Origin of the sequence: Streptomyces sp. NPDC057900, assembly GCF_042887885.1 — a bacterium.
Taxonomy (GTDB): Bacteria; Actinomycetota; Actinomycetes; order Streptomycetales; family Streptomycetaceae; genus Streptomyces.
Window position 1 is genome coordinate 1 of sequence record NZ_JBHVOI010000015.1, and the last position, 20,162, is coordinate 20,162.

Below are 20,162 nucleotides of genomic sequence, written 5' to 3' on the forward strand. Positions count from 1 at the left end.
GGGGGGACCCTGTGGGAGAGTAGGACGCCGCCGAACTCCTTTTAAATAGTTAAGCCCCGTGCCCTTGTGGCACGGGGCTTTTCTGCGTTCCCGACAATATTGTCGATCAAATTCCGGCCCGGCACTTCTGCTGCTTCCCGAAGTGCCGGGCTCGGAACCGATCCGCTGCATCCTGTAGCCCGGAGCTACAGACGACCTGCGGCTTTGAGAGCCAGATAGGCGTCGGCAAGAGCCGGTGCGAGGGTGTCTGGAGTGGCGTCGACGACAACGACTCCGTGCCGTTGGAGCTGATCCGCCGTTCTGCGACGTCGGGCCTTGGCCTGGGCGGCGGCAGCCGCTTCGTACACCGCGTCCACTGTTCCTCTCGCGCCGGCCATCTCCTCGATGCGCGGATCGCTGACAGCCGCCAGCAGTACGGTGTGCCGCTGTGTCAGGCGGGACAGGACGGGCAGCAGGCCCTCCTCGACGGGGGCCGAGTCGAGACTGGTCAGAAGCACGATCAGGGAACGGCGAGGTGCGTTCGCCAGAGCCATGGCACTGAGGCCGCGCGCATCCGTTTCCACCAGCTCCGGTTCGAGCGGTGCCATGGCATCCACCATGGCCGACAGGACCTCCCCGGCCGCCCGACGCTGAACGCGGGCGCGTACACGGCGGTCGTAGGCGAGCAGATCGACCCGGTCGCCCGCGCGGGTGGCGAGAGCGGCCAGGAGCAGTGCGGCGTCCATGGCAGCGTCGAGACGAGGAACATCACCGACCCGCCCGGCCGACGTCCGGCCCGTATCGAGGACGACGAGGATGTGACGGTCGCGCTCGGGACGCCACGTCCGTACGGCGACGGCAGACTGGCGGGCCGTGGCCCGCCAGTCGATCGAGCGGGTGTCGTCGCCGGGTACGTAGGCGCGAAGGCTGTCGAACTCCGTACCCTCGCCACGGGTCAGGACGCTGGTGCGGCCGTCGAGTTCTCGCAGTCTGGCGAGACGGGACGGCAGATGCTTGCGACTGGTGAACGGCGGCAGAACCCGGACTGTCCATGGGAGTTGATGGTTGCCCTGGCGCGCCGCGAGACCCAGCGGGCCGTACGAGCGAACGGTGACCTGCTCGGCCCGTCGGTCGCCACGCCGGGTGGGACGCAGGAATGTGGTGATGCGGCGGCGTTCGCCCGGCGGGACCGCCAGGCTGTGGCGGGACGCCGACTGTTCCGTGCCGGCCTGCCAACTGCTGGGAGGCCAGGCATCACGGAGGTGTGCCCGCAGACGCCGGCGGGAAGGATTGACTACGGTGAGTTGCACTTCTGCGCCGTCACCAAGTCGAACGGTTGTATCACCGGATCGGGTGAACTGGAGCGAACGCACTGGCGCAGCCAGGGCATAGTCGCACAGAATTGCTAGAGACAGCGGGGCGTTGACCGCGAGCATGCCCGTCCAGCTCGGGGCCAGGATGCCTACGGGGAGTGACCCCAGGGCGGCGAGCAGCGCGGTGCGTCCGGTGAGGGCCACGACTCACCGCCTCATCGGGGTACGGGGACTTGGGCGAGAACCGCGGTGATGACGGAGTCGGGGGTGACACCTTCCATCTCCGCCTCGGGCCGGAGCTGGACGCGGTGGCGGAGTGTGGGGAGGGCCAGGGCTTTCACGTCGTCCGGAATGACGTAGTCGCGGCCCGTGAGCCAGGCCCATGCCCGTGCGGTGGAGAGCAGAGCAGTGGCACCTCGGGGTGAGACCCCGAGGGAGAGCGAGGGGGAATCACGCGTGGCACGACAGATATCTACGACGTAGCCGGCGATCTCGGGGGAGACGCTGGTCCTGGCGACAGCGGCGCGAGCGGCTTCCAGATCGGCCGGTCCCGCGACCGGGCGTATGCCCGCCGCTTTGAGATCTCGGGGGTTGAAGCCGTCGGCGTGGCGGGTCAGGACGTCGATCTCGTCCTCTCGGGACGGCAGAGGCACCGTCAGCTTGAGCAGGAAGCGGTCCAACTGGGCTTCGGGGAGCGGGTATGTGCCCTCGTACTCCACCGGGTTCTGGGTTGCCGCGACGAGGAAGGGGTCGGGGAGGAGCCGGGGGGTTCCGTCGACGGTGACCTGCCGCTCCTCCATCGCCTCCAGGAGGGAGGACTGGGTCTTGGGCGGTGTCCGGTTGATCTCGTCGGCGAGCAGGAGGTTGGTGAAGACCGGGCCCTGCTGGAAGGAGAACTCGGCGGTACGGGCGTCGTAGACGAGCGACCCGGTGACATCGCTGGGCATCAGGTCGGGGGTGAACTGGACGCGCTTGGTGTCGAGTTCGAGCGCTGCCGCCAGGGAGCGGACCAGGAGGGTCTTGGCCACGCCCGGCACGCCTTCGAGCAGGACGTGGCCTCGGCAGAGCAGTGCGACGACGAGGCCGGTGACCGCCGGGTCCTGCCCGACCACGGCCTTGGCGATCTCGGAGCGCAGGGCTTCCAGGGAGGCGCGGGCGGTGTCGTCGTTCCGGTTGGTGTCGGCTGTCCCGGCGGAAACGGGGGGCGGGGCGGTCATGAGGTACGAACCTCCCTTTCGAGGGAGTCGAGTTGGTCTGCCAGAAGGACGAGCGCGGCATCGTCGGAAGGAGCCGAGCCGAAGATCAGTTCTCGAAGGCCGTCGTCGGCCGTACTGAGGCGGGCGGAGATGGCGGGCAGGAGGGTTGTGGGGGAGTGGGCGTCCTGCGGGGAGACGCCGACGAGAGGGGCGATGCGGGTGCGGGAGGCGTGACGCAGTGCGGCGGCGGCCCGGTCACGGGCGTTGGTCTTGCGGTGGAGGCGGGCGCGGCCCTCGGTGGACTCGGAGGCGCGGATGGCCACGGGCAGCAGCTCAGCGATCACGGGGCCCAGGCGACGTGACCGCCAGACGGCGGCGAGTGCGGCGGCGAGTGCGAGTTGCAGGGCGCCCCACAGCCAGCCCGAGGGGATCAGGTCGATGAAACTGCTCTCGCCGCCCTCGCTCTCGGTCCCCGTTCCGCCGTCGTCGTGTTCGCCGCCGCTTATGGCGGAGGGGTCATCGAGCGAGGGGAGGTACCAGACCAGATGCGGGTGGGAGCCGAGGAGTTGAAGGGCGAGCGAGGCATTGCCCTGCTTGTCCAGCCGGTCGTTGTACAGGATGTCGGGGGAGCCGAGAAGGACGGTGTCGCCCGCTGCCGGATGGCGCAGGAGCAGCAGGGAGGGGAGGCCGTCGGCCGGGTAGCAGGCGAGGCTGTCGAGGCTGTCCGTGGAGTAGCGCAGGCCACCTGTCTCGGCGGTGCCGGCCAGCCGGGCCGCTTCCAGGGAGCACTGGGGAGCCCGAGTGGTCACCGGTGCGGCGGACTCCGCGCGGACACCGGGGGCCAATGTGTGCACGGAGGGAGGTCCTGCGGCGAGGAGTACGGTCCGGCCGGCGGTGGCGGTGGTCGCCGTGCGGAGCGTGTGCTGCTGGTCGGGCGTCAGCAGGTTGGGTGCGGTGACGAGCAGCGTGGTGTCGGGGCCCGCCGCCGACGTGGCGTCCTTGAGCGTGGTGACGACCCGGACGGAGACGCCGCGGTCCTTGAGGAGTTCGGCGACGGCCCGGCTGCCGTAGCGGTCGGCGGAGCGGGGGTCGAGGCGTCCGTGCAGGTCGCCGGAGTGGGTGGCGGCCAGCGCGATTCCGGCGGCGACGAGCACGAGGACGGCGAGCAGCAGCCCTCGTGCGCGGGTCCAGACCTGACGAGCGGTCGGGGAGACAGAGGAGGAAGCGGTGGTGACCACGGTCATCCGGCGGCTCCCGGGAGCGTGCCGGTCAGCTGGGGCTTGGCGGATTCGAGTTCCAGGTCCAGGTCGACCAAGGTCCGGTATGCCTGCTGGTCGGCGGTGCGGCTGCCGTACGTGACGTCGTCGAACTGCCGGGCGGCCGCGTGCAGTCGCGTGGCGTGTGCGGGGAGGGGGCGTCCGGCCTCTGCCGCGGCTTCGTCGGCCGTACGGCCGGGGCGGGGGTCCAGGACGGCGCGTTCTTCGAGGGAGCGGACGATGGCGCGCATCCGTTCCTGGACCGCCTGGTTCCAGCGGCCGGCGGTGGCGTGGGTCTCCGCGGCGGTGCGATGTTCCGCGGCACTGCGGGGGCCGTTCTCGAAGAGGGCGTCCGCCGGTCCGGGACCGCGTTGCGGGGTCCCCAGCCGCCACCGGAGCGCGGCGGCCAGGGCGAGCACGACAAGGACCAGTACGACCAGCCCCGCCGGACCGCCGAGGCCGGCGCCCGAGGCGGACGAGAGGAGATCGCCGACCCATTCCCACAGGTGGTCGAGAGCACGCTGGAGGAAGTTCGGATCGTTCTCGTGGTACATCGGATTGGACAGTTCATGCCGTGCAGCCTCGCGCGCGGGCACCCGTGGGGTGTCCACGGGTATGCCGCCGCCGGCCCGGATCAGCAGCTGTGCGGCCGCCGTGCCGCCCACCCCCGACACGGCGTCAACTCCTGTTGTCGTAGCCCGGCAGACCGGCTGCCCTGGCGAGTTCGAGGTCGAGCGCCTCGCGTCGGATGCGCTGGTCCACGTAGAGCAGTGCGGTGACTCCCGCGGAGAGCGGGTAGGTGATCGTCGCGACGACCACGTCACCGATTCCGGAGACGATCAGGAACGGCCAGCCGAAACTGTTGGCGCTATCGGTGAGGAACGAGCTCATTCCGCCACCGTCCACAGCGATGGCGATGATGCCGAACGGAATTCCGATCACCACGGTCACGAGGAGAGTCAGCAGCCATGTGAGTACCAGGATCCCGAAGGTCCGCCACCAGGCGCCCCGGACCAGTTTGGCGGAGCGCCGCATCGACGCGGTGATCGACTGCCGTTCCAGCATCAGCGCGGGCGAGGCGAGGCAGAAGCGGACCATCAGCCACGCCAGCACGACACATGCGGCGAGAAGCCCGAGGAAGGCGAGCCCGACTCCTGCCGTGTCTCCGATCAGGAATCCGGGGAGGAACCCGACGGTCAGGATGGCCACGGCCATGACAGCGAGCAGGAGCGTCAGGCCCAGCAGCGGGAGCAGCCGGGGCCGGGCCTCGGCCCACGCGTCGGAGAGGGTGACGGGGCGGCCGAGCACCGAGCGGCTGATCACCACGGTCAGCACCGCTGTGGTGAAGATGGTGGCGAGCATCGTGATCAGCAGGAACGGGCCGAGATCCAGCAGGCTGGCCTGGAGCGAGTCGGCCGCCTGCCGCAGGGCCTCCGCGCCTGTGGCGTTCGCGTCGATCGACGGGGGCTCGGGCAGCAGATAGCGCTGTACGAGGATGATCGCGGTCTGCGCGATCACGGAGACGGCGAGTGTGAGGCCGAGGACCGTGCGCCAGTGGGCGCGCATGGTGGACACCGCGCCGTCCAGGATCTCGCCGACGCCCAGTGGCCGGAGCGGGATGACGCCGGGCCGGGCCGCGTGCGGCCGGCCCCAGCCGGGGCCCTGCGGCCGGCCGCCCCAGCCGGGAGCGGGAGGCGGTGCGCCGGGACCGGTGCCGGCGCTGCTCGGCGGGGACCACTGCCCTGCGGGTGGCTGCGTGGAAGACCAGTTCCCCGCAGGTCCGCTGCTGTCGACAGGCTCGGAGGGCCGGGGGATCCCCGTCTCCTGGCCGTCGGAGGGGGCAGATCCGGGCGAGGCCCAGCCCGGAGTGTCGTTCATTCGCGCTCCTTAACGGTCCTGCCCGCTCATCGGGGCGGCAGGTTGGCAGCCATCGTGCCACGCGTCGCACCGGTCCGGTCCTGGTGCTCCATCTCCTTCGTGCCTTCATTTCCGGGCGGGTCACCGGGCAGACTGGGCGGATGGCTGATCAGGACGCGCAACCGCCGGTGGGCATCGCCCCCTCGGCCCTCTCCGTACTTCGCTGGGACGAGCCTCCGGAAGGTCCCGCGGTGGTGCTCCTCGACCAGACGAGGCTGCCCGCCGAGGAAGCCGAGCTGGTGTGCGCCGGTGTGCCCGCACTGGTCGAGGCGATCCAGGCCCTGGCGGTACGGGGAGCGCCGCTGCTGGGCATCGCGGGGGCCTACGGCGTGGCTCTCGCCGCCGTACGGGGTCAGGACGTGGAGGCTGCCGCGGAACTGCTGGAGCGGGCGCGACCCACCGCGGTGAACCTCGGCTACGGGGTCCGGCGGGCCGCCGGGGTGTACCGGGCCGCGGTCGAGAAGGGCGCGGGCCGGGAGCAGGCGGCGGCGGAGGCGCTGGCGGAGGCCAGGGCCCTGCACCGGGAGGACGCCGAGGCCAGTGCCCGTATGGCGCGGTTCGGGCTCGCCCTCCTGGACGAGCTGCTGCCCGACGGCGGTCATCAGCTGCTGACCCACTGCAATACCGGGGCGCTCGTCTCGGGAGGAGAGGGGACCGCCTTCGCGGTGGCGCTCGGCGCGCACCGGGCCGGCCGGCTGAGGCGGCTGTGGGTCGACGAGACCCGTCCGCTGCTTCAGGGGGCGAGGCTGACCGCGTACGAGGCGGCTCGCAACGGCATGGCGTACAGCGTGCTCACGGACAACGCCGCAGGATCGCTGTTCGCGGCGGGGGAGGTGGACGCCGTGCTCATCGGGGCGGACCGCATCGCCGCGGACGGATCAGTGGCCAACAAGGTGGGGAGCTATCCGCTGGCCGTGCTCGCGCAGTATCACCACGTACCGTTCATCGTGGTGGCCCCGACCACGACCGTGGATCTGGACACCGCGGACGGGGCGTCGATCACCGTGGAGCAGCGACCGGGGCGAGAGGTGACGGAGGTCACATTTTCTCGGTCCGGGGCGGTCGGCCGGGAAACGGGCGGTGTCGTCGTGGCCCCGCAGGGATCCCCGGCGTACAACCCCGCCTTCGACGTCACACCGCCGGAGCTGGTCACGGCGATCGTCACGGAGGAGGGCGTAATCTCCCCGGTCACAGGGGTCGGGCTGGCAGAGCTGTGTGCCAGGTCATCGCAGATAACGATTAGCTAATGGGATGATGTCGATTATGAAGGGACGCGTCCTTGTCGTCGATGACGACACCGCACTGGCCGAGATGCTCGGCATTGTGCTGCGTGGTGAGGGATTCGAGCCGTCGTTCGTAGCGGACGGCGACAAGGCACTTGCTGCATTTCGTGAGGCGAAGCCGGACCTGGTTCTCCTGGATCTCATGCTGCCCGGTAGGGACGGCATCGAGGTCTGCAGGCTGATCAGGGCCGAGTCAGGTGTGCCGATCGTCATGCTCACTGCCAAGAGCGACACGGTTGACGTGGTGGTGGGCCTGGAGTCCGGGGCCGACGACTACATCGTCAAACCGTTCAAACCTAAGGAGTTGGTTGCCCGGATCAGGGCACGTTTGCGGAGGTCCGAGGAGCCGGCACCGGAGCAGCTCACCATTGGTGATCTGGTCATAGACGTGGCCGGGCACTCGGTGAAGCGGGACGGGCAGTCCATCGCCCTGACCCCGCTGGAGTTCGACCTGCTGGTCGCGCTCGCCCGTAAGCCGTGGCAGGTCTTCACCCGTGAGGTACTGCTTGAGCAGGTGTGGGGATATCGCCATGCCGCCGACACCCGGCTGGTGAACGTGCACGTCCAGCGTCTGCGTTCCAAGGTCGAGAAGGACCCGGAGCGGCCGGAGATCGTGGTGACCGTCCGAGGCGTCGGTTACAAGGCCGGACCGAGCTGACATGTCCCTGGGTAGCGCTGCTCCGAAGCCCGGGGAGCCGGGAGTCCGTACGGAGCGGGCTGCCGGTTCAGGGCACACGCCGTCTCACGTCGGGCTCTTCCTGCAGGGCGGCCGGTTGTTCCAGAACCGGGCGCCCGGCGGGCCGGTGCCCCGGCTGCTGATGCGCTGGGTGCGGCGTCCGCTGCTGCCGGCTGTGCGGCTGTGGCGGCGCAACCTCCAGCTGCGGGTCGTCGCGGGCACGCTGCTCATGTCGCTCGGTGTGGTGCTGCTGCTGGGCCTCGTCGTGATCGGGCAGGTGCGCAACGGCCTGCTGGACGCCAAGGGCAAGGCGGCACAGACCCAGGCAGCGGGCGGATTCGCGGCCGCCCAGGAGAAGGCGAACGCACCGCTCACCCCCACTCCCGGGCAGGGCGGCGACGCCGCGGACGGCACCACGGCCAACAACTCCTGGCGGACCGAACTGGTCGACCAGCTCGCCAGTGGCGGGAAGAACGCCTTCAACGTCGTGGCGCTCAGCGCCGACGAGGGCTCCCGTGCGCCCCGCGGCTCGGGCGGCGTCGAAGCCGCGAGCATCCCGCAGAGTCTCCGCGACTCCGTGAACAAGGGCCCCGGAGCGTTCCAGACGTACTCCCTGATCCGCTACGCGAACGGGCAGGAATCGCAGCCGGGTCTCGTCGTCGGCAAACGGCTGTACGACATCGACCGCAACCCCTACCAGCTCTACTACCTCTTCCCGCTCACGCAGGAGGAGAAGTCGCTGACCCTGGTCAAGGGCACGCTCGCCACCGCGGGTCTGTTCGTGGTCGTGCTGCTCGGGGCCATCGCCTGGTTCGTGGTGCGCCAGGTCGTCACCCCCGTACGAATGGCGGCAGGGATCGCTGAACGCCTCTCGGCGGGTCGGCTCCAGGAGCGGATGAAGGTCACCGGCGAGGACGACATCGCCCGGCTCGGCGAGGCCTTCAACAAGATGGCGCAGAACCTCCAGCTGAAGATCCAGCAGCTGGAGGAGCTCTCGCGGATGCAGCGGCGGTTCGTCTCGGACGTGTCGCACGAGCTGCGCACCCCCCTGACGACGGTCCGTATGGCCGCCGATGTCATCCATGAGGCACGCGTCGACTTCGACCCCGTCACGGCCCGCTCCGCGGAACTGCTCGGTGATCAGCTCGACCGGTTCGAGTCGCTGCTCTCCGATCTGCTGGAGATCAGCCGGTTCGACGCGGGGGCCGCGGCGCTGGAGGCCGAGCCGATAGACCTGCGGCAGGTCGTGCGGCGGGTGATCGGCGGAGCCGAGCCGCTGGCCGAGCGCAAGGGCACCAGGATCCGGGTGGTCGGTGACGAGCAGCCGGTGATAGCGGAGGCCGACGCGCGACGCGTCGAGCGGGTCCTGCGCAATCTGGTCGTCAACGCCGTTGAGCACGGTGAGGGCCGCGATGTCGTGGTGCGGATGGGGGTGGCCGGTGGAGCGGTCGCCGTGGCCGTCCGGGACTACGGGGTGGGCCTGAAGCCGGGCGAGGCGACCCGGGTGTTCAACCGTTTCTGGCGGGCCGACCCGGCCCGCGCACGGACGACCGGCGGCACCGGGCTGGGGCTGTCGATCGCCGTCGAGGACGCCCGGCTGCACGGCGGCTGGCTGCAGGCCTGGGGCGAACCCGGCGGCGGCTCGCAGTTCCGGCTGACCCTGCCGCGCACGGCGGACGAGCCGCTGCGCGGTTCACCGATACCGCTGGAGCCCGAGGACTCGCGGCGCAACCGGGAGAGCCGGGAGCGGGCCGCGGTGGCGCCCGCGCAGGCCACGGGCAGCGAACACCGGCTGATGGCGGTCCCCTCGCAGACGCCCGGCACGGACCGCTCACCGCTGCCGGTGCCCGCCCGCGCCCCCGCGACCGCCAGGACCGCACCGGGCTCGGTGCACCCGGCCGCGCTGCCGGGCAACGGCGCACGGGTGGTACCGCGCCCCGCCGGGGAGCGGACCGGCGCCAACGACTCCCCGGGACAGGATCCCGGGCGGGAGGACACGACTCGTGGGCACTGACCGTCATCAGGGCGGCCGCGGACGTGCGGCGGAGCTGACCGTGCTGCTGGGATGCGGCGCGCTGCTGCTCACCGCGTGCGGTTCGATGCCCGTCACCGGGGACGTCAAGGCTGTGGACGCCTCGCAGCCCGGCGACTCCCAGGTGCAGGTGTACGCGGTCGCACCGCGTGAAGGGGCCACTCCGAACGAGGTGGTCGACGGTTTCCTGGAGTCGATGACCAGCGACGACTCCGATTTCCAGACGACGCGTAAATACCTGACGCCGGAGGCGTCGAAGTCCTGGAAGCCGAGTGCGCTCACCACCGTGCTGGCCAAGGCGCCGAACCGGAGCGACCGCCCGGTCCACGAGAGCGACCGCTCCACGACCGAGGTCAGCTACACCCTGTCCGGCGAGAAGGTGGCGACGGTCGACGAGCAGAACGCGTACCAGCCGCTGGCCCCGGTGGACTACACCGGCGCCCTCCACCTGGTGCGGCGGAACGGGCCGGACGGCAAGGAGTGGCGCATCGACACGGTGCCGGACGGTCTGGTGCTCGGGCAGTCGGACTTCAAGCGGCTCTACCGTTCCGTCAACAAGTTCTACTTCGCCACCGGGCTGTCGGAGGCGCAGTCCACGCTCGTCGCCGACCCCGTCTACATCCGTAACCGGACGGACCCCACCACCGGGATGGACACCGTCACGCAGGCGGTCCGCAGCCTGCTGGGGGGCCCGACCGACTGGCTGCGGCCGGTGGTCGGATCGCGCTTCCCCGCCGGGACGAAGCTGCGGAAGGACGTCGTCTCGCTGACGCCCGACGACCGCAACGTCCTCAAGGTTCCGCTCAACAAGAAGGTGGACGGGGCAGGTCAGCGCTCCTGCCGGATGATGGCGTCGCAGGTGCTCTTCACCCTCCGGGACCTGACCTCGGCCCGGGTCGAGCAGGTGGAGCTCCAGCGCTCGGACGGTTCGCCGTTGTGCGTGCTCGACTCCGACCAGGCGGAGGAGTACGCCCCCGACGGTTCCTCCGGCGGACCCGACAGCCAGTACTTCGTCGATGCCAAGGGGCATGTGCAGCGCATTCCGGGGAGCACCCGGGGCAGCGGGGAACCGGAGCCGGTGCCCGGACCGTTCGGCGCGGGTCCGGCGCGGGTGAGCGAGGTCGGCGTGGCCCGGGACGAGCAGCTGGCGGCGGCGCTCTCGCAGCATCGCGACGCGCTCTACGTGGCTTCCATCACCGAGGACGGGCAGCTGCCGGCGCCTGCGGTGACGAGCGGGGGCAGTGGCGCCGACAACCGACTGACGGCGCCCAGCTGGGACGGCAGGGGCGACCTCTGGGTCGCCGACCGGAACCCGGACAATCCCCGGCTGCTGCGGCTGACCGGTGGCGCGGGCAAGCCGCAGGAGGTCACGGTGCCGAGTCTGAACGGCAGCCGGATCAAGGGACTGCGGCTGTCCTCGGACGGGGTGCGCATCGCGCTGCTGCTGACGAGCGACGGCCATACGACGCTCAAGATCGGCCGGATCGAGCGCCACGGACCGCCGGACAAGCAGCGGGTCTCCGTGGTCGACCTGCGGCAGGCGGCCCCGCAGCTGGCGGATGTCACCGCGATGTCCTGGTCGGGCGGCAGCCGCCTCGTGGTGGTCGGCAAGGAGCAGGGCGGCGTGCAGCAGGTCCGCTATGTGCAGGCGGACGGCTCGACACCGTCCTCCGGTGTGCTCCCCGGGGTGAACCAGGTACGGGCGATCGCCGCGGCGGACGACGAGCAGCTGCCCCTGATGGCGGACACCCAGGGCGACGGAATAGTGAAGCTGCTGCCCGGGGACAACTGGCAGACGGTCCTCAAGGAGGGCTCGGCGCTGGTCTACCCGGGCTGACGCCGATACCGCGTGCGAGCCCGTCCGCACTGGGCGCGTCCGCGGTCCCGGGAGGTTTTCCACAGGGGTGGTCCGGCGGCCCCGGCGGGGGCACAGTGGAGTCATGCGCGGGTGGTGGCGGGAGATCACCGGACTGGTCCTGCCGGTGGCCTGTGGAGGCTGCGGCAGACCGCGGACGGAGCTGTGCGAGGAGTGCGCCGCCGAGCTCCACGGCACACCGCCGCGCCGGGTGCGCCCCGATCCCGAGCCGGCCGGTCTGCCCGCCGTGCACGCGGCCGCCCGCTACGAGAACGCGGTACGCGCGCTGCTCCTGGCCCACAAGGAGCGGGGCGCGCTCGGCCTGGCGGGGGCGCTCGGCAAGGCGCTGGCGGCTGCGGTGAGGGCCGGGGCGGGCCCGCCGCCCGGTCCCGGACCGCTGCTGCTCGTACCGGTGCCGTCGTCGCGCCGGGCCGTGGCGGCGCGCGGACACGATCCGACGCGCCGGATCGCGCTGGCGGCCGCGGCGGAACTGCGGCGCGCGGGCACCCCGGCCGGGGTGGCGGCGGTGCTGCGGCAGCGACGCCGGGTGGCCGACCAGTCGGGGCTCGGCGCCGGGGACCGCCGGGCGAATTTGGCGGGGGCGTTGCAGGTGGTGGCCGGAGGCGGGCGGCTGCTGGACACCGGGCGGGTGGTGCTGGTCGACGACCTGCTCACCACGGGTGCCTCACTGGCCGAGGCGGCACGCGCGATCGACCGGGCGGCAGGGCCGGAACGCACGGGTTCCGGGGAGCGCCGGGCGGCCGTCGTCGCAGTATCTCCGTCCGCCTTCGAAATAAACCGGAACTGGAACTGAACTTGCATCGTTGCAGGTAGTGAGTGGGTAAAAAGACCTGAACGGAGGTACGTGCGAGTAGCGGGTGCCGACAGACGGCCGAGCAGGCTATGTTCGGTTGTGAGGAATGGTGAATGCCAGACCTCGACGAATGCACTACCAGGTTTCGGGCAGGTGACCCACCAGCAGTTCAGATCCCGGAAATCCGGTGGGGTGCAGACCTCGCCGCCGGGGGAGGAGAAGGTGGAAACCACCGAGTCCGCGGCTCCGGTTACCACCGGGGCCTGGTGCAAAAGGGAGATGCTCCGCCGCCGAGCGGAGCGATCCGGGAACGGAGTTCTGCGTGGACATCGTCGTCAAGGGCCGCAAGACCGAGGTGCCCGAGCGGTTCCGCAAGCACGTGGCCGAGAAGCTGAAGCTGGACAAGATCCAGAAGTTCGACGGCAAGGTGATCAGCCTCGACGTGGAGGTGTCCAAGGAGCCGAATCCCCGTCAGGCCGACCGTTCCGACCGGGTGGAGATCACGCTCCGCTCGCGTGGACCGGTGATCAGGGCGGAAGCGGCCGCAGGCGACCCGTACGCAGCGCTGGACCTGGCCACCGGCAAGCTGGAGGCCAGGCTGCGCAAGCAGCACGACAAGCGCTACAGCCGTCGTGGCTCGGGCCGCACCCCGGCCGCCGAGGTCGGCGAAGTGGTGCCGGAAGCGGCTTCGTTCAACGGTGACGGCGAGTTGATCGCCGACGAAGGTACGAAGCCGGTGCCCACCACCAGGATCGGCTCGCTCGAAGTACAGGGCGAAGGACCGCTGGTGATGCGCGAGAAGACGCATGTCGCGGCGCCCATGTCGCTCGACCAGGCGCTCTACGAGATGGAGCTGGTCGGACACGACTTCTATCTGTTCGTCGATTCCGACACGAAGGAACCGAGTGTCGTCTACCGGCGGCACGCGTACGACTACGGCGTCATCCACCTGAGGACCGACCCGCTGGCCGCCGATGAGGCGGGCGGCGCGGGTGGGGCGCTCGGCGGCTGACACCACCACTCCGTGGTGCCCCTGGAGCGCCTTGTGCGCCCCCAGGGGCACCCGTGTGCGACCACTGGATCACCGCTCTGACGTCCAGGCATGAAATCATGGCGGCCCAAGCCAATCTGTGCTGTGTGAACTGCCGTTGGCGGACAGTTTGTGAACTTCAGGCCGTGGCCTTCAGGGGGAGGAACGATGGCGGACACCTTCGGGCCCGTGCGCGATGCGAATGATGCCGACGCTGCTTCCGGTGCCCGCACCGGAACGGACGACGACGGCGGTTCAGGCAAGGAACCGATCCGGGTCCTCGTGGTCGACGACCACGCCCTCTTCCGCAGAGGACTGGAGATCGTCCTCGCGCAGGAGGAGGACATCCAGGTCGTCGGTGAGGCCGGGGACGGGGCGGAAGCCGTGGACAAGGCGGCCGATCTGCTGCCCGACATCGTGCTGATGGATGTGCGGATGCCCAAACGCGGCGGCATCGAGGCCTGCACCGCCATCAAGGAGGTGGCCCCCAGCGCGAAGATCATCATGCTGACGATCAGCGACGAGGAGGCCGACCTCTACGACGCCATCAAGGCGGGCGCCACCGGCTACCTCCTCAAGGAGATCTCGACGGACGAGGTCGCCACGGCGATCCGTGCGGTGGCGGACGGGCAGTCCCAGATCAGCCCGTCCATGGCGTCGAAACTGCTCACCGAGTTCAAATCGATGATCCAGCGGACCGACGAACGCCGGCTGGTACCGGCGCCCCGGCTCACCGAACGTGAGCTCGAAGTCCTCAAACTGGTCGCCACGGGCATGAACAATCGCGATATCGCGAAGGAACTCTTCATTTCCGAGAACACCGTGAAGAACCACGTCCGCAACATTCTGGAGAAGCTCCAGCTGCACTCCAGGATGGAAGCCGTCGTCTACGCCATGCGGGAGAAAATCCTTGAGATCAGGTGACCGGGCCGGGTAAAGGCCTGGGAATGCCTGGGGCTATGCCAGAAGGCGCGCGATTTCCCGGGTGAGCGGCCCGCGCAGCTCCGGTGCGTCGACCCGCTCCAGGCGGACGTCCGTGCAGTCGACCCAGGAGGCGGCCTCGACCAGCGCCTCCGCCATCGGCGGCACGGCCTTCGGTCCCGCCAGGGACACCTGCCGGGCGACCAGCGTCGTCCCCTCGCGCGCCGGGTCGACCCGGCCCTGAAGCCTGCCGCCCGCCAGCAGGGGCATCGCGAAGTAGCCGTGGACCCGCTTGGGCTTGGGGACGTAGGCCTCCAGCCGGTGCGTGAAGGCGAAGATCCGCTCGGTGCGCGCCCGCTCCCAGACCAGCGAGTCGAACGGCGACAGCAGCGTCGTACGGTGCCGGCCGCGCGGCTCGGAGGCCAGCGCCGCCGGATCGGCCCAGGCCGGCTTCGTCCAGCCCCGCACCGCCACCGGCACCAGGCCGGAGTCCGCGACCACCGCGTCGAACTGCTCCGCCTTGAGCCGGTGGTAGTCGGCGATGTCCGCGCGGGTGCCGACGCCCAGCGACTGCCCGGCCAGTGCCACCAGCCGGCGCACGCACTCCGCGTCGTCCAGATCGTCGTGCAGCACGGCGGCCGGCAGGGCGCGCTCCGCGAGGTCGTAGACCCGCTTCCAGCCGCGCCGCTCCGTGCACACCACCTCGCCGTACATCAGGGCCCGCTCGACGGCGACCTTCGAGGCGGACCAGTCCCACCACTCCCCGCCGTTGTTCGCACCGCCCAGCTCCGTGGCCGTCAGCGGGCCCTCGGCGCGCAGCTGCTTGATGACCGTGTCGTACGCGCCGTCCGGCAGATCGTGGTGCCACTGCGGGCGAGCGCGGTAGGCGCGGCGGCGGAAGGCGAAATGCGGCCACTCCTCGACCGGCAGGACGCATGCCGCGTGCGACCAGTACTCGAAGGCGCGGCCGCCCGACCAGTACGCCTCCTCGACCGGGCGACGGCCGATCGCGCCGAGGCGGGCGTACGGAATCAGCTCGTGCGACCGCGCGAGCACCGAGATCGTGTCGAGCTGGACGGCGCCGAGATGCCGCAGCACGCCCGGCACCCCGGCCCGGCGGTCCGGAGCGCCCAGGAAGCCCTGGGCGCGCAGGGCGATCCTGCGGGCCTGATCGGCGGAGAGTTCGACTGCGGGAGGCTGCACAGGCGTCATGCCTCGAACCCTAGAGGGCGGCACTGACACTGCGGCCCGGCCTCCGCGGTACTCATGGGCGGGCGGGGGCGCTCGCCGGAAGGTAGGCGCAGGTCCCCGGCAGCCCGAGGTCGGACGGGAGCAGCGCGCCGGTCCACGTATCGCGTCGCACTCCCTTGTTGAGCAGCCCCGAGCGCTGATCGCCCTCCATGACGAAACCGGCCCGCAGCGCCACGGCCCGTGAGGGGACGTTGCCCGTCTCGGCCCGCCACTCCAGCCGGTCCCCGCCGAGCGAGGTGAAGGTCCAGTGGGCGGCGCGGCGAACCGCTTCCGTCATGTAGCCGCGGCCGCGATGCTCCCCAGCGGCCCAGAAACCCACCTCGTAGGTGCCCGGCTGGTTGCCTCGGTTGATGCCGAGCGCACCGGTCAGCGCCCCGCCGTCACGCAGTGCGACGGCGAAGTTGTACATGGAGTCGTCCTGCCAGCCGGCGGGCGAGAGCCGGCCGGTGAAGAGCTCCGCGTCGGCGCGGCTGTACGGAGAGGGGACGACCGTCCAGCGCTGGATGTCGGGGTCCTGACAGGCGGCGTACACCTCGGCCGCGTCGTCAGGGGCGAAGGGGCGGAGCAGCAGACGGTCGGTGGTGAGGGTGATCGGTTCCATGTACGGATTCTGCTGACCGGCCCGGGCTCGGGGCGAGCACTTTTCGCCCTTCCCGGCACCTTCGGCGCCCTTCGTCCGTTGATCCGGGAGGGCACTGCGAGCTCAAGGCAGTGGCAGCCCTCCCGGCGCGGCGGGGTCCTCGCTTACGATGGCCGTTGCGGTGGGGCCCACCTGCCGTGCCCGCGCCAGAGTCCATAACACGACCCAGTGCCAGGCCCGACCGGCAAGGAGACCAGCCTCAGTGTCCGTCTTCAACAAGCTCATGCGTGCAGGCGAAGGCAAGATCCTGCGCAAACTGCACCGCATCGCGGACCAGGTCAGCTCCATCGAAGAGGACTTCGTCAACCTCTCCGACGCCGAGCTGCGGGCGCTCACCGACGAGTACAAGGAACGGTACGCGGACGGCGAGAGCCTGGACGACCTGCTTCCCGAAGCATTCGCGACCGTCCGTGAGGCCGCCAAGCGAGTCCTCGGACAGCGCCACTACGACGTTCAGATGATGGGCGGCGCAGCCCTGCACCTCGGCTATGTGGCCGAGATGAAGACCGGTGAGGGCAAGACCCTGGTCGGCACGCTGCCCGCGTATCTCAACGCGCTCTCCGGCAAGGGCGTGCACCTGATCACGGTCAACGACTATCTGGCCGAGCGTGACTCGGAGATGATGGGCCGGGTCCACAAGTTCCTCGGACTGAGTGTCGGCTGCATCATCGCCAACATGACTCCGGCCCAGCGCCGCGAGCAGTACGGCTGCGACATCACGTACGGCACGAACAACGAGTTCGGTTTTGACTACCTCCGCGACAACATGGCGTGGTCGCAGGACGAGCTCGTCCAGCGCGGTCACAACTTCGCGATCGTCGACGAGGTCGACTCGATCCTGGTCGACGAGGCCCGTACGCCGCTGATCATCTCCGGCCCCGCCGACCAGGCCACCAAGTGGTACGGCGACTTCGCCAAGCTGGTCACCCGGCTCGCCAAGGGCGAGGCGGGCAACCCGCTCAAGGGCATCGAGGAGACCGGCGACTACGAGGTCGACGAGAAGAAGCGGACCGTGGCGATCCACGAGCCCGGTGTCGCGAAGGTGGAGGACTGGCTCGGCATCGAGAACCTCTACGAGTCGGTGAACACCCCCCTCGTCGGGTACCTCAACAACGCGATCAAGGCCAAGGAACTCTTCAAGAAGGACAAGGACTACGTCGTCATCGACGGCGAAGTCATGATCGTCGACGAGCACACCGGCCGTATCCTCGCCGGCCGCCGCTACAACGAGGGCATGCACCAGGCGATCGAGGCGAAGGAAGGGGTGGACATCAAGGACGAGAACCAGACCCTCGCCACGATCACCCTGCAGAACTTCTTCCGCCTCTACGGCAAGCTCTCCGGCATGACCGGTACGGCGATGACCGAGGCCGCCGAGTTCCACCAGATCTACAAGCTCGGCGTGGTGCCGATCCCGACCAACCGGCCGATGGTCCGGGCCGACCAGTCGGACCTGATCTACCGCACCGAGGTCGCGAAGTTCGCCGCCGTCGTCGACGACATCGCGGAGAAGCACGAGAAGGGCCAGCCGATCCTGGTGGGCACCACCTCGGTCGAGAAGTCCGAGTACCTCTCGCAGCAGCTCTCCAAGCGCGGTGTGCAGCACGAGGTCCTCAACGCCAAGCAGCACGACCGGGAGGCGCCGATCATCGCGCAGGCCGGCCGCAAGGGTGCCGTCACGGTCGCGACGAACATGGCCGGCCGCGGTACCGACATCAAGCTGGGCGGCAACCCCGACGACCTGGCGGAGGCGGATCTGCGTCAGCGCGGACTCGACCCGGTCGAGCACGTCGAGGAGTGGGCGGCCGCGCTGCCGGCGGCGCTGGAGAAGGCCGAGCAGGCGGTGAAGGCCGAGCACGACGAGGTCAAGGACCTCGGCGGGCTCTACGTCCTGGGCACCGAGCGGCACGAGTCGCGCCGCATCGACAACCAGCTGCGCGGTCGTTCCGGCCGTCAGGGCGACCCGGGCGAGTCCCGTTTCTACCTGTCGCTGGGCGATGACCTGATGCGCCTGTTCAAGGCGCAGATGGTCGAGCGCGTGATGTCGATGGCCAATGTGCCGGACGACGTCCCGATCGAGAACAAGATGGTGACGCGGGCGATCGCGTCGGCCCAGTCGCAGGTCGAGCAGCAGAACTTCGAGACGCGTAAGAACGTCCTGAAGTACGACGAGGTGCTCAACCGGCAGCGTGAGGTCATCTACGGCGAGCGGCGCCGGGTGCTTGAGGGCGAGGACCTCCAGGACCAGATCCGTCACTTCATGGACGACACCATCGACGACTACATCCGCCAGGAGACGGCGGAAGGGTTCGCCGAGGAGTGGGACCTGGACCGGCTGTGGGGCGCCTTCAAGCAGCTCTACCCGGTGAAGGTCACGGTCGTCGAGCTGGAGGAGGCCGCCGGGGATCTCGCCGGGGTCACCGCCGAGTTCATCGCGGAGTCCGTCAAGGACGACATCCACGAGCAGTACGACGAGCGCGAGAAGACGCTCGGCTCCGACATCATGCGTGAGCTGGAGCGGCGCGTGGTGCTGTCCGTGCTGGACCGCAAGTGGCGTGAGCACCTCTACGAGATGGACTATCTCCAGGAGGGCATCGGGCTGCGGGCCATGGCGCAGAAGGACCCGCTGGTCGAGTACCAGCGTGAGGGCTTCGACATGTTCAACGCCATGATGGAGGGCATCAAGGAGGAGTCCGTCGGCTACCTGTTCAACCTGGAGGTCCAGGTCGAGCAGCAGGTCGAGGAGGTGCCGGTGGAGGACTCGGCGGCGACCTCGCTGACCAAGGAGGACGCCGTTCCGGCGGCGCGTCCGGAGATCCGGGCGAAGGGGCTCGACGCTCCGCAGCGTCCCGACCGGCTGCACTTCTCCGCTCCCACGGTGGACGGTGAGGGCGGTGTCGTCGAGGGCGACTTCTCCAACGTCGACGGTGACGCGGTCGGTGCGGGTGCGGGCGGCGAGTCCGACGGGCTTACTCGGGCTGAGCGGCGCAAGGCGCAGAAGAGTGGTGGGGGTGGGCGGCGCCGCAAGAAGTAGCGCGCGCTGATCGCTTCGATCTGGATTACGGCCGGGGCCGGGCACCGTTTGGGTGTCCGGCCCCGGCCGTTCCGTTTGGTGGCGGCTGAGGTGCGGTGCGGTGGGGCGGGTTGAGGGGGTGGGGCGCCTGCGGCGGGCCTGTTCCCCTCCCCGCCCCTTCCCGTAACCGGGGCTCCGCCCCGGACCCCGCTCCTCAAACGCCGGAGGGGCTGGGTGGGGCCGCTGGAGGGGCTGGGTGGGGCGCGGGACGGGAAGGGGGTGGAGGGGCTGGGTGGGTGGGCTGTGGAACTGGATGGGGCAGTGGGACTGGGAGTGGGGTGGAGGGGCTGGGTGGGGGCGCTGGAGGGGTTGGGGGTGGGGGTAGGGGTGGGTTGGGGTTGGGAGGTGGGTGGGTGGGGTTTTGTGGGGGTGTGAGGGCTCTGGGGTGGCCCGCGGGTAGGGATTGATGGTGAGGTCCGCGATCGGGCTCGTGCGGGGCGGTGGTGGGCTCCTCTCGTCAGGGGTGGCGGGCCGGGGTGCTGCCCAGCTCCACCGCGGCGCAGCGCCAGCGGAGATCGGGGCCCTGTTCCAGGCGGAAGGCCATGGCCCGGACCTGTTCGCCCGCCGCGATGCTCGCGCAGGCCTCCACCACGCCGGGGGCCGGCTGGGCGCCCCGGCACATCCGGATCACCGGGCGGGCGCCGTGGCTCCTGAGGGGTGTGGTGGGGGCCAGTTCGGCCAGCTGGTCGTAGGCCTCGCCGATGGTGTGGCCGAGCATCCAGTGGACGGGGCGCTGGCCGCTGAGGACGGCCAGGAGGCGTTCCGCGAACCACTGGTGGGGGCGGACGCGCCGGGGTGTCCGGAGGCGTTGCGAGGGGACGGTCTCGGGCCTGCGTGCGTCGTGCCGTCCGGCGGGCCGGGTCCTGTTCATGGTCACTGCTCATCGCCCCCGTGCTTCAGAGGCCCGGCAAATACCGGGCGGTAAC

General features: G+C 70.3%; 16 protein-coding genes. 8 read left to right on the forward strand and 8 right to left on the reverse strand.

All coding sequences use genetic code 11. The features are described 5' to 3' along the window. Window positions 1-185: 185 nt before the first annotated feature. From ACFVQ0_RS33155 to ACFVQ0_RS33175, 5 genes are read right to left on the reverse strand one after another with little or no spacing between them, the layout of a single operon-like run. Window positions 186-1,496, reverse strand: a complete 1,311-nt coding sequence (locus tag ACFVQ0_RS33155) for a DUF58 domain-containing protein (RefSeq protein ID WP_390092883.1) — start codon at window positions 1,494-1,496, stop codon at window positions 186-188. An 11-nt stretch (window positions 1,497-1,507) separates the two neighbouring features. Further along, entirely contained in the window at window positions 1,508-2,509 is a 1,002-nt protein-coding gene (locus ACFVQ0_RS33160; RefSeq protein ID WP_390092884.1) for an AAA family ATPase, read from the reverse strand. Next, window positions 2,506-3,732, reverse strand: coding sequence for a DUF4350 domain-containing protein (locus ACFVQ0_RS33165; protein ID WP_390092885.1), 1,227 nt, complete (start codon window positions 3,730-3,732; stop codon window positions 2,506-2,508). The genes ACFVQ0_RS33160 and ACFVQ0_RS33165 overlap by 4 nt, the downstream gene beginning before the upstream one ends. Beyond that, on the reverse strand, window positions 3,729-4,418 hold the full coding sequence (locus ACFVQ0_RS33170) for a DUF4129 domain-containing protein (protein ID WP_390092886.1): 690 nt from the start codon (window positions 4,416-4,418) through the stop codon (window positions 3,729-3,731). The genes ACFVQ0_RS33165 and ACFVQ0_RS33170 overlap by 4 nt, the downstream gene beginning before the upstream one ends. A 4-nt stretch (window positions 4,419-4,422) precedes the next feature. After that, on the reverse strand, window positions 4,423-5,622 hold the full coding sequence (locus ACFVQ0_RS33175) for a hypothetical protein (protein WP_390092887.1): 1,200 nt from the start codon (window positions 5,620-5,622) through the stop codon (window positions 4,423-4,425). A 140-nt stretch (window positions 5,623-5,762) separates the two neighbouring features. Between ACFVQ0_RS33175 and mtnA the strand changes: the two genes are divergently transcribed. The 7 genes from mtnA to ACFVQ0_RS33210 all read left to right on the forward strand — a co-directional run bounded on the left by mtnA (window position 5,763) and on the right by ACFVQ0_RS33210 (window position 14,275). Beyond that, window positions 5,763-6,908 carry an S-methyl-5-thioribose-1-phosphate isomerase gene (gene mtnA / locus ACFVQ0_RS33180; protein ID WP_390092888.1) on the forward strand — a complete coding sequence of 382 codons (1,146 nt, stop codon included), beginning with the start codon at window positions 5,763-5,765 and terminating at the stop codon, window positions 6,906-6,908. A 4-nt stretch (window positions 6,909-6,912) separates the two neighbouring features. Beyond that, window positions 6,913-7,602, forward strand: a complete 690-nt coding sequence (mtrA, locus tag ACFVQ0_RS33185; protein WP_187740742.1) for a two-component system response regulator MtrA — start codon at window positions 6,913-6,915, stop codon at window positions 7,600-7,602. 1 nt (window position 7,603) lies between these two features. Then, a complete protein-coding gene (gene mtrB, locus ACFVQ0_RS33190) occupies window positions 7,604-9,634 on the forward strand; it encodes an MtrAB system histidine kinase MtrB (RefSeq protein WP_390092889.1) in 2,031 nt (676 codons plus the stop codon). 85 nt (window positions 9,635-9,719) lie between these two features. Beyond that, window positions 9,720-11,489, forward strand: coding sequence for an LpqB family beta-propeller domain-containing protein (locus ACFVQ0_RS33195; protein ID WP_390092995.1), 1,770 nt, complete (start codon window positions 9,720-9,722; stop codon window positions 11,487-11,489). A 103-nt stretch (window positions 11,490-11,592) separates the two neighbouring features. Then, the gene (locus ACFVQ0_RS33200; RefSeq protein WP_390092890.1) at window positions 11,593-12,321 is read left to right on the forward strand and encodes a ComF family protein; all 729 of its coding nucleotides are present in this window, start codon (window positions 11,593-11,595) and stop codon (window positions 12,319-12,321) included. Between the two features lie 322 nt (window positions 12,322-12,643). Continuing rightward, entirely contained in the window at window positions 12,644-13,333 is a 690-nt protein-coding gene (gene hpf, locus ACFVQ0_RS33205; protein ID WP_327337159.1) for a ribosome hibernation-promoting factor, HPF/YfiA family, read from the forward strand. Window positions 13,334-13,519: 186 nt separating this feature from the next. Continuing rightward, window positions 13,520-14,275, forward strand: coding sequence for a response regulator transcription factor (locus tag ACFVQ0_RS33210; protein WP_073738141.1), 756 nt, complete (start codon window positions 13,520-13,522; stop codon window positions 14,273-14,275). Window positions 14,276-14,308: 33 nt separating this feature from the next. On the opposite strand, the gene ACFVQ0_RS33215 is transcribed toward ACFVQ0_RS33210, so the two are convergent. Beyond that, window positions 14,309-15,484 carry a winged helix-turn-helix domain-containing protein gene (locus tag ACFVQ0_RS33215; RefSeq protein ID WP_390092891.1) on the reverse strand — a complete coding sequence of 392 codons (1,176 nt, stop codon included), beginning with the start codon at window positions 15,482-15,484 and terminating at the stop codon, window positions 14,309-14,311. A 52-nt stretch (window positions 15,485-15,536) separates the two neighbouring features. Continuing rightward, entirely contained in the window at window positions 15,537-16,124 is a 588-nt protein-coding gene (locus tag ACFVQ0_RS33220; protein ID WP_390092892.1) for a GNAT family N-acetyltransferase, read from the reverse strand. A 241-nt stretch (window positions 16,125-16,365) separates the two neighbouring features. On the opposite strand from ACFVQ0_RS33220, the gene secA reads away from it, so the two are divergent. Next, window positions 16,366-19,197, forward strand: coding sequence for a preprotein translocase subunit SecA (gene secA / locus ACFVQ0_RS33225; protein ID WP_390092893.1), 2,832 nt, complete (start codon window positions 16,366-16,368; stop codon window positions 19,195-19,197). Window positions 19,198-19,693: 496 nt separating this feature from the next. Here the strand turns inward: secA and ACFVQ0_RS33230 are convergent, their stop codons facing one another. Continuing rightward, window positions 19,694-20,113, reverse strand: coding sequence for an Rv3235 family protein (locus tag ACFVQ0_RS33230; RefSeq protein WP_390092894.1), 420 nt, complete (start codon window positions 20,111-20,113; stop codon window positions 19,694-19,696). Between the last annotated feature and the right edge of the window lie 49 nt (window positions 20,114-20,162).

What these genes read in the sequence shown, in the direction of transcription:
- ACFVQ0_RS33165 (WP_390092885.1), bottom strand. Translation starts at nt 3,732, where the DNA reads ATGACCGTGGTCACCACCGCTTCCTCCTCTGTCTCCCCGACCGCTCGT.
- ACFVQ0_RS33195 (WP_390092995.1), top strand. Translation starts at nt 9,720, where the DNA reads ATGCCCGTCACCGGGGACGTCAAGGCTGTGGACGCCTCGCAGCCCGGC.
- ACFVQ0_RS33220 (WP_390092892.1), bottom strand. Translation starts at nt 16,124, where the DNA reads ATGGAACCGATCACCCTCACCACCGACCGTCTGCTGCTCCGCCCCTTC.
- mtnA (WP_390092888.1), top strand. Translation starts at nt 5,763, where the DNA reads ATGGCTGATCAGGACGCGCAACCGCCGGTGGGCATCGCCCCCTCGGCC.
- ACFVQ0_RS33200 (WP_390092890.1), top strand. Translation starts at nt 11,593, where the DNA reads ATGCGCGGGTGGTGGCGGGAGATCACCGGACTGGTCCTGCCGGTGGCC.
- ACFVQ0_RS33160 (WP_390092884.1), bottom strand. Translation starts at nt 2,509, where the DNA reads ATGACCGCCCCGCCCCCCGTTTCCGCCGGGACAGCCGACACCAACCGG.
- mtrA (WP_187740742.1), top strand. Translation starts at nt 6,913, where the DNA reads ATGATGTCGATTATGAAGGGACGCGTCCTTGTCGTCGATGACGACACC.
- mtrB (WP_390092889.1), top strand. Translation starts at nt 7,604, where the DNA reads ATGTCCCTGGGTAGCGCTGCTCCGAAGCCCGGGGAGCCGGGAGTCCGT.
- ACFVQ0_RS33175 (WP_390092887.1), bottom strand. Translation starts at nt 5,622, where the DNA reads ATGAACGACACTCCGGGCTGGGCCTCGCCCGGATCTGCCCCCTCCGAC.
- ACFVQ0_RS33210 (WP_073738141.1), top strand. Translation starts at nt 13,520, where the DNA reads ATGGCGGACACCTTCGGGCCCGTGCGCGATGCGAATGATGCCGACGCT.
- ACFVQ0_RS33215 (WP_390092891.1), bottom strand. Translation starts at nt 15,484, where the DNA reads ATGACGCCTGTGCAGCCTCCCGCAGTCGAACTCTCCGCCGATCAGGCC.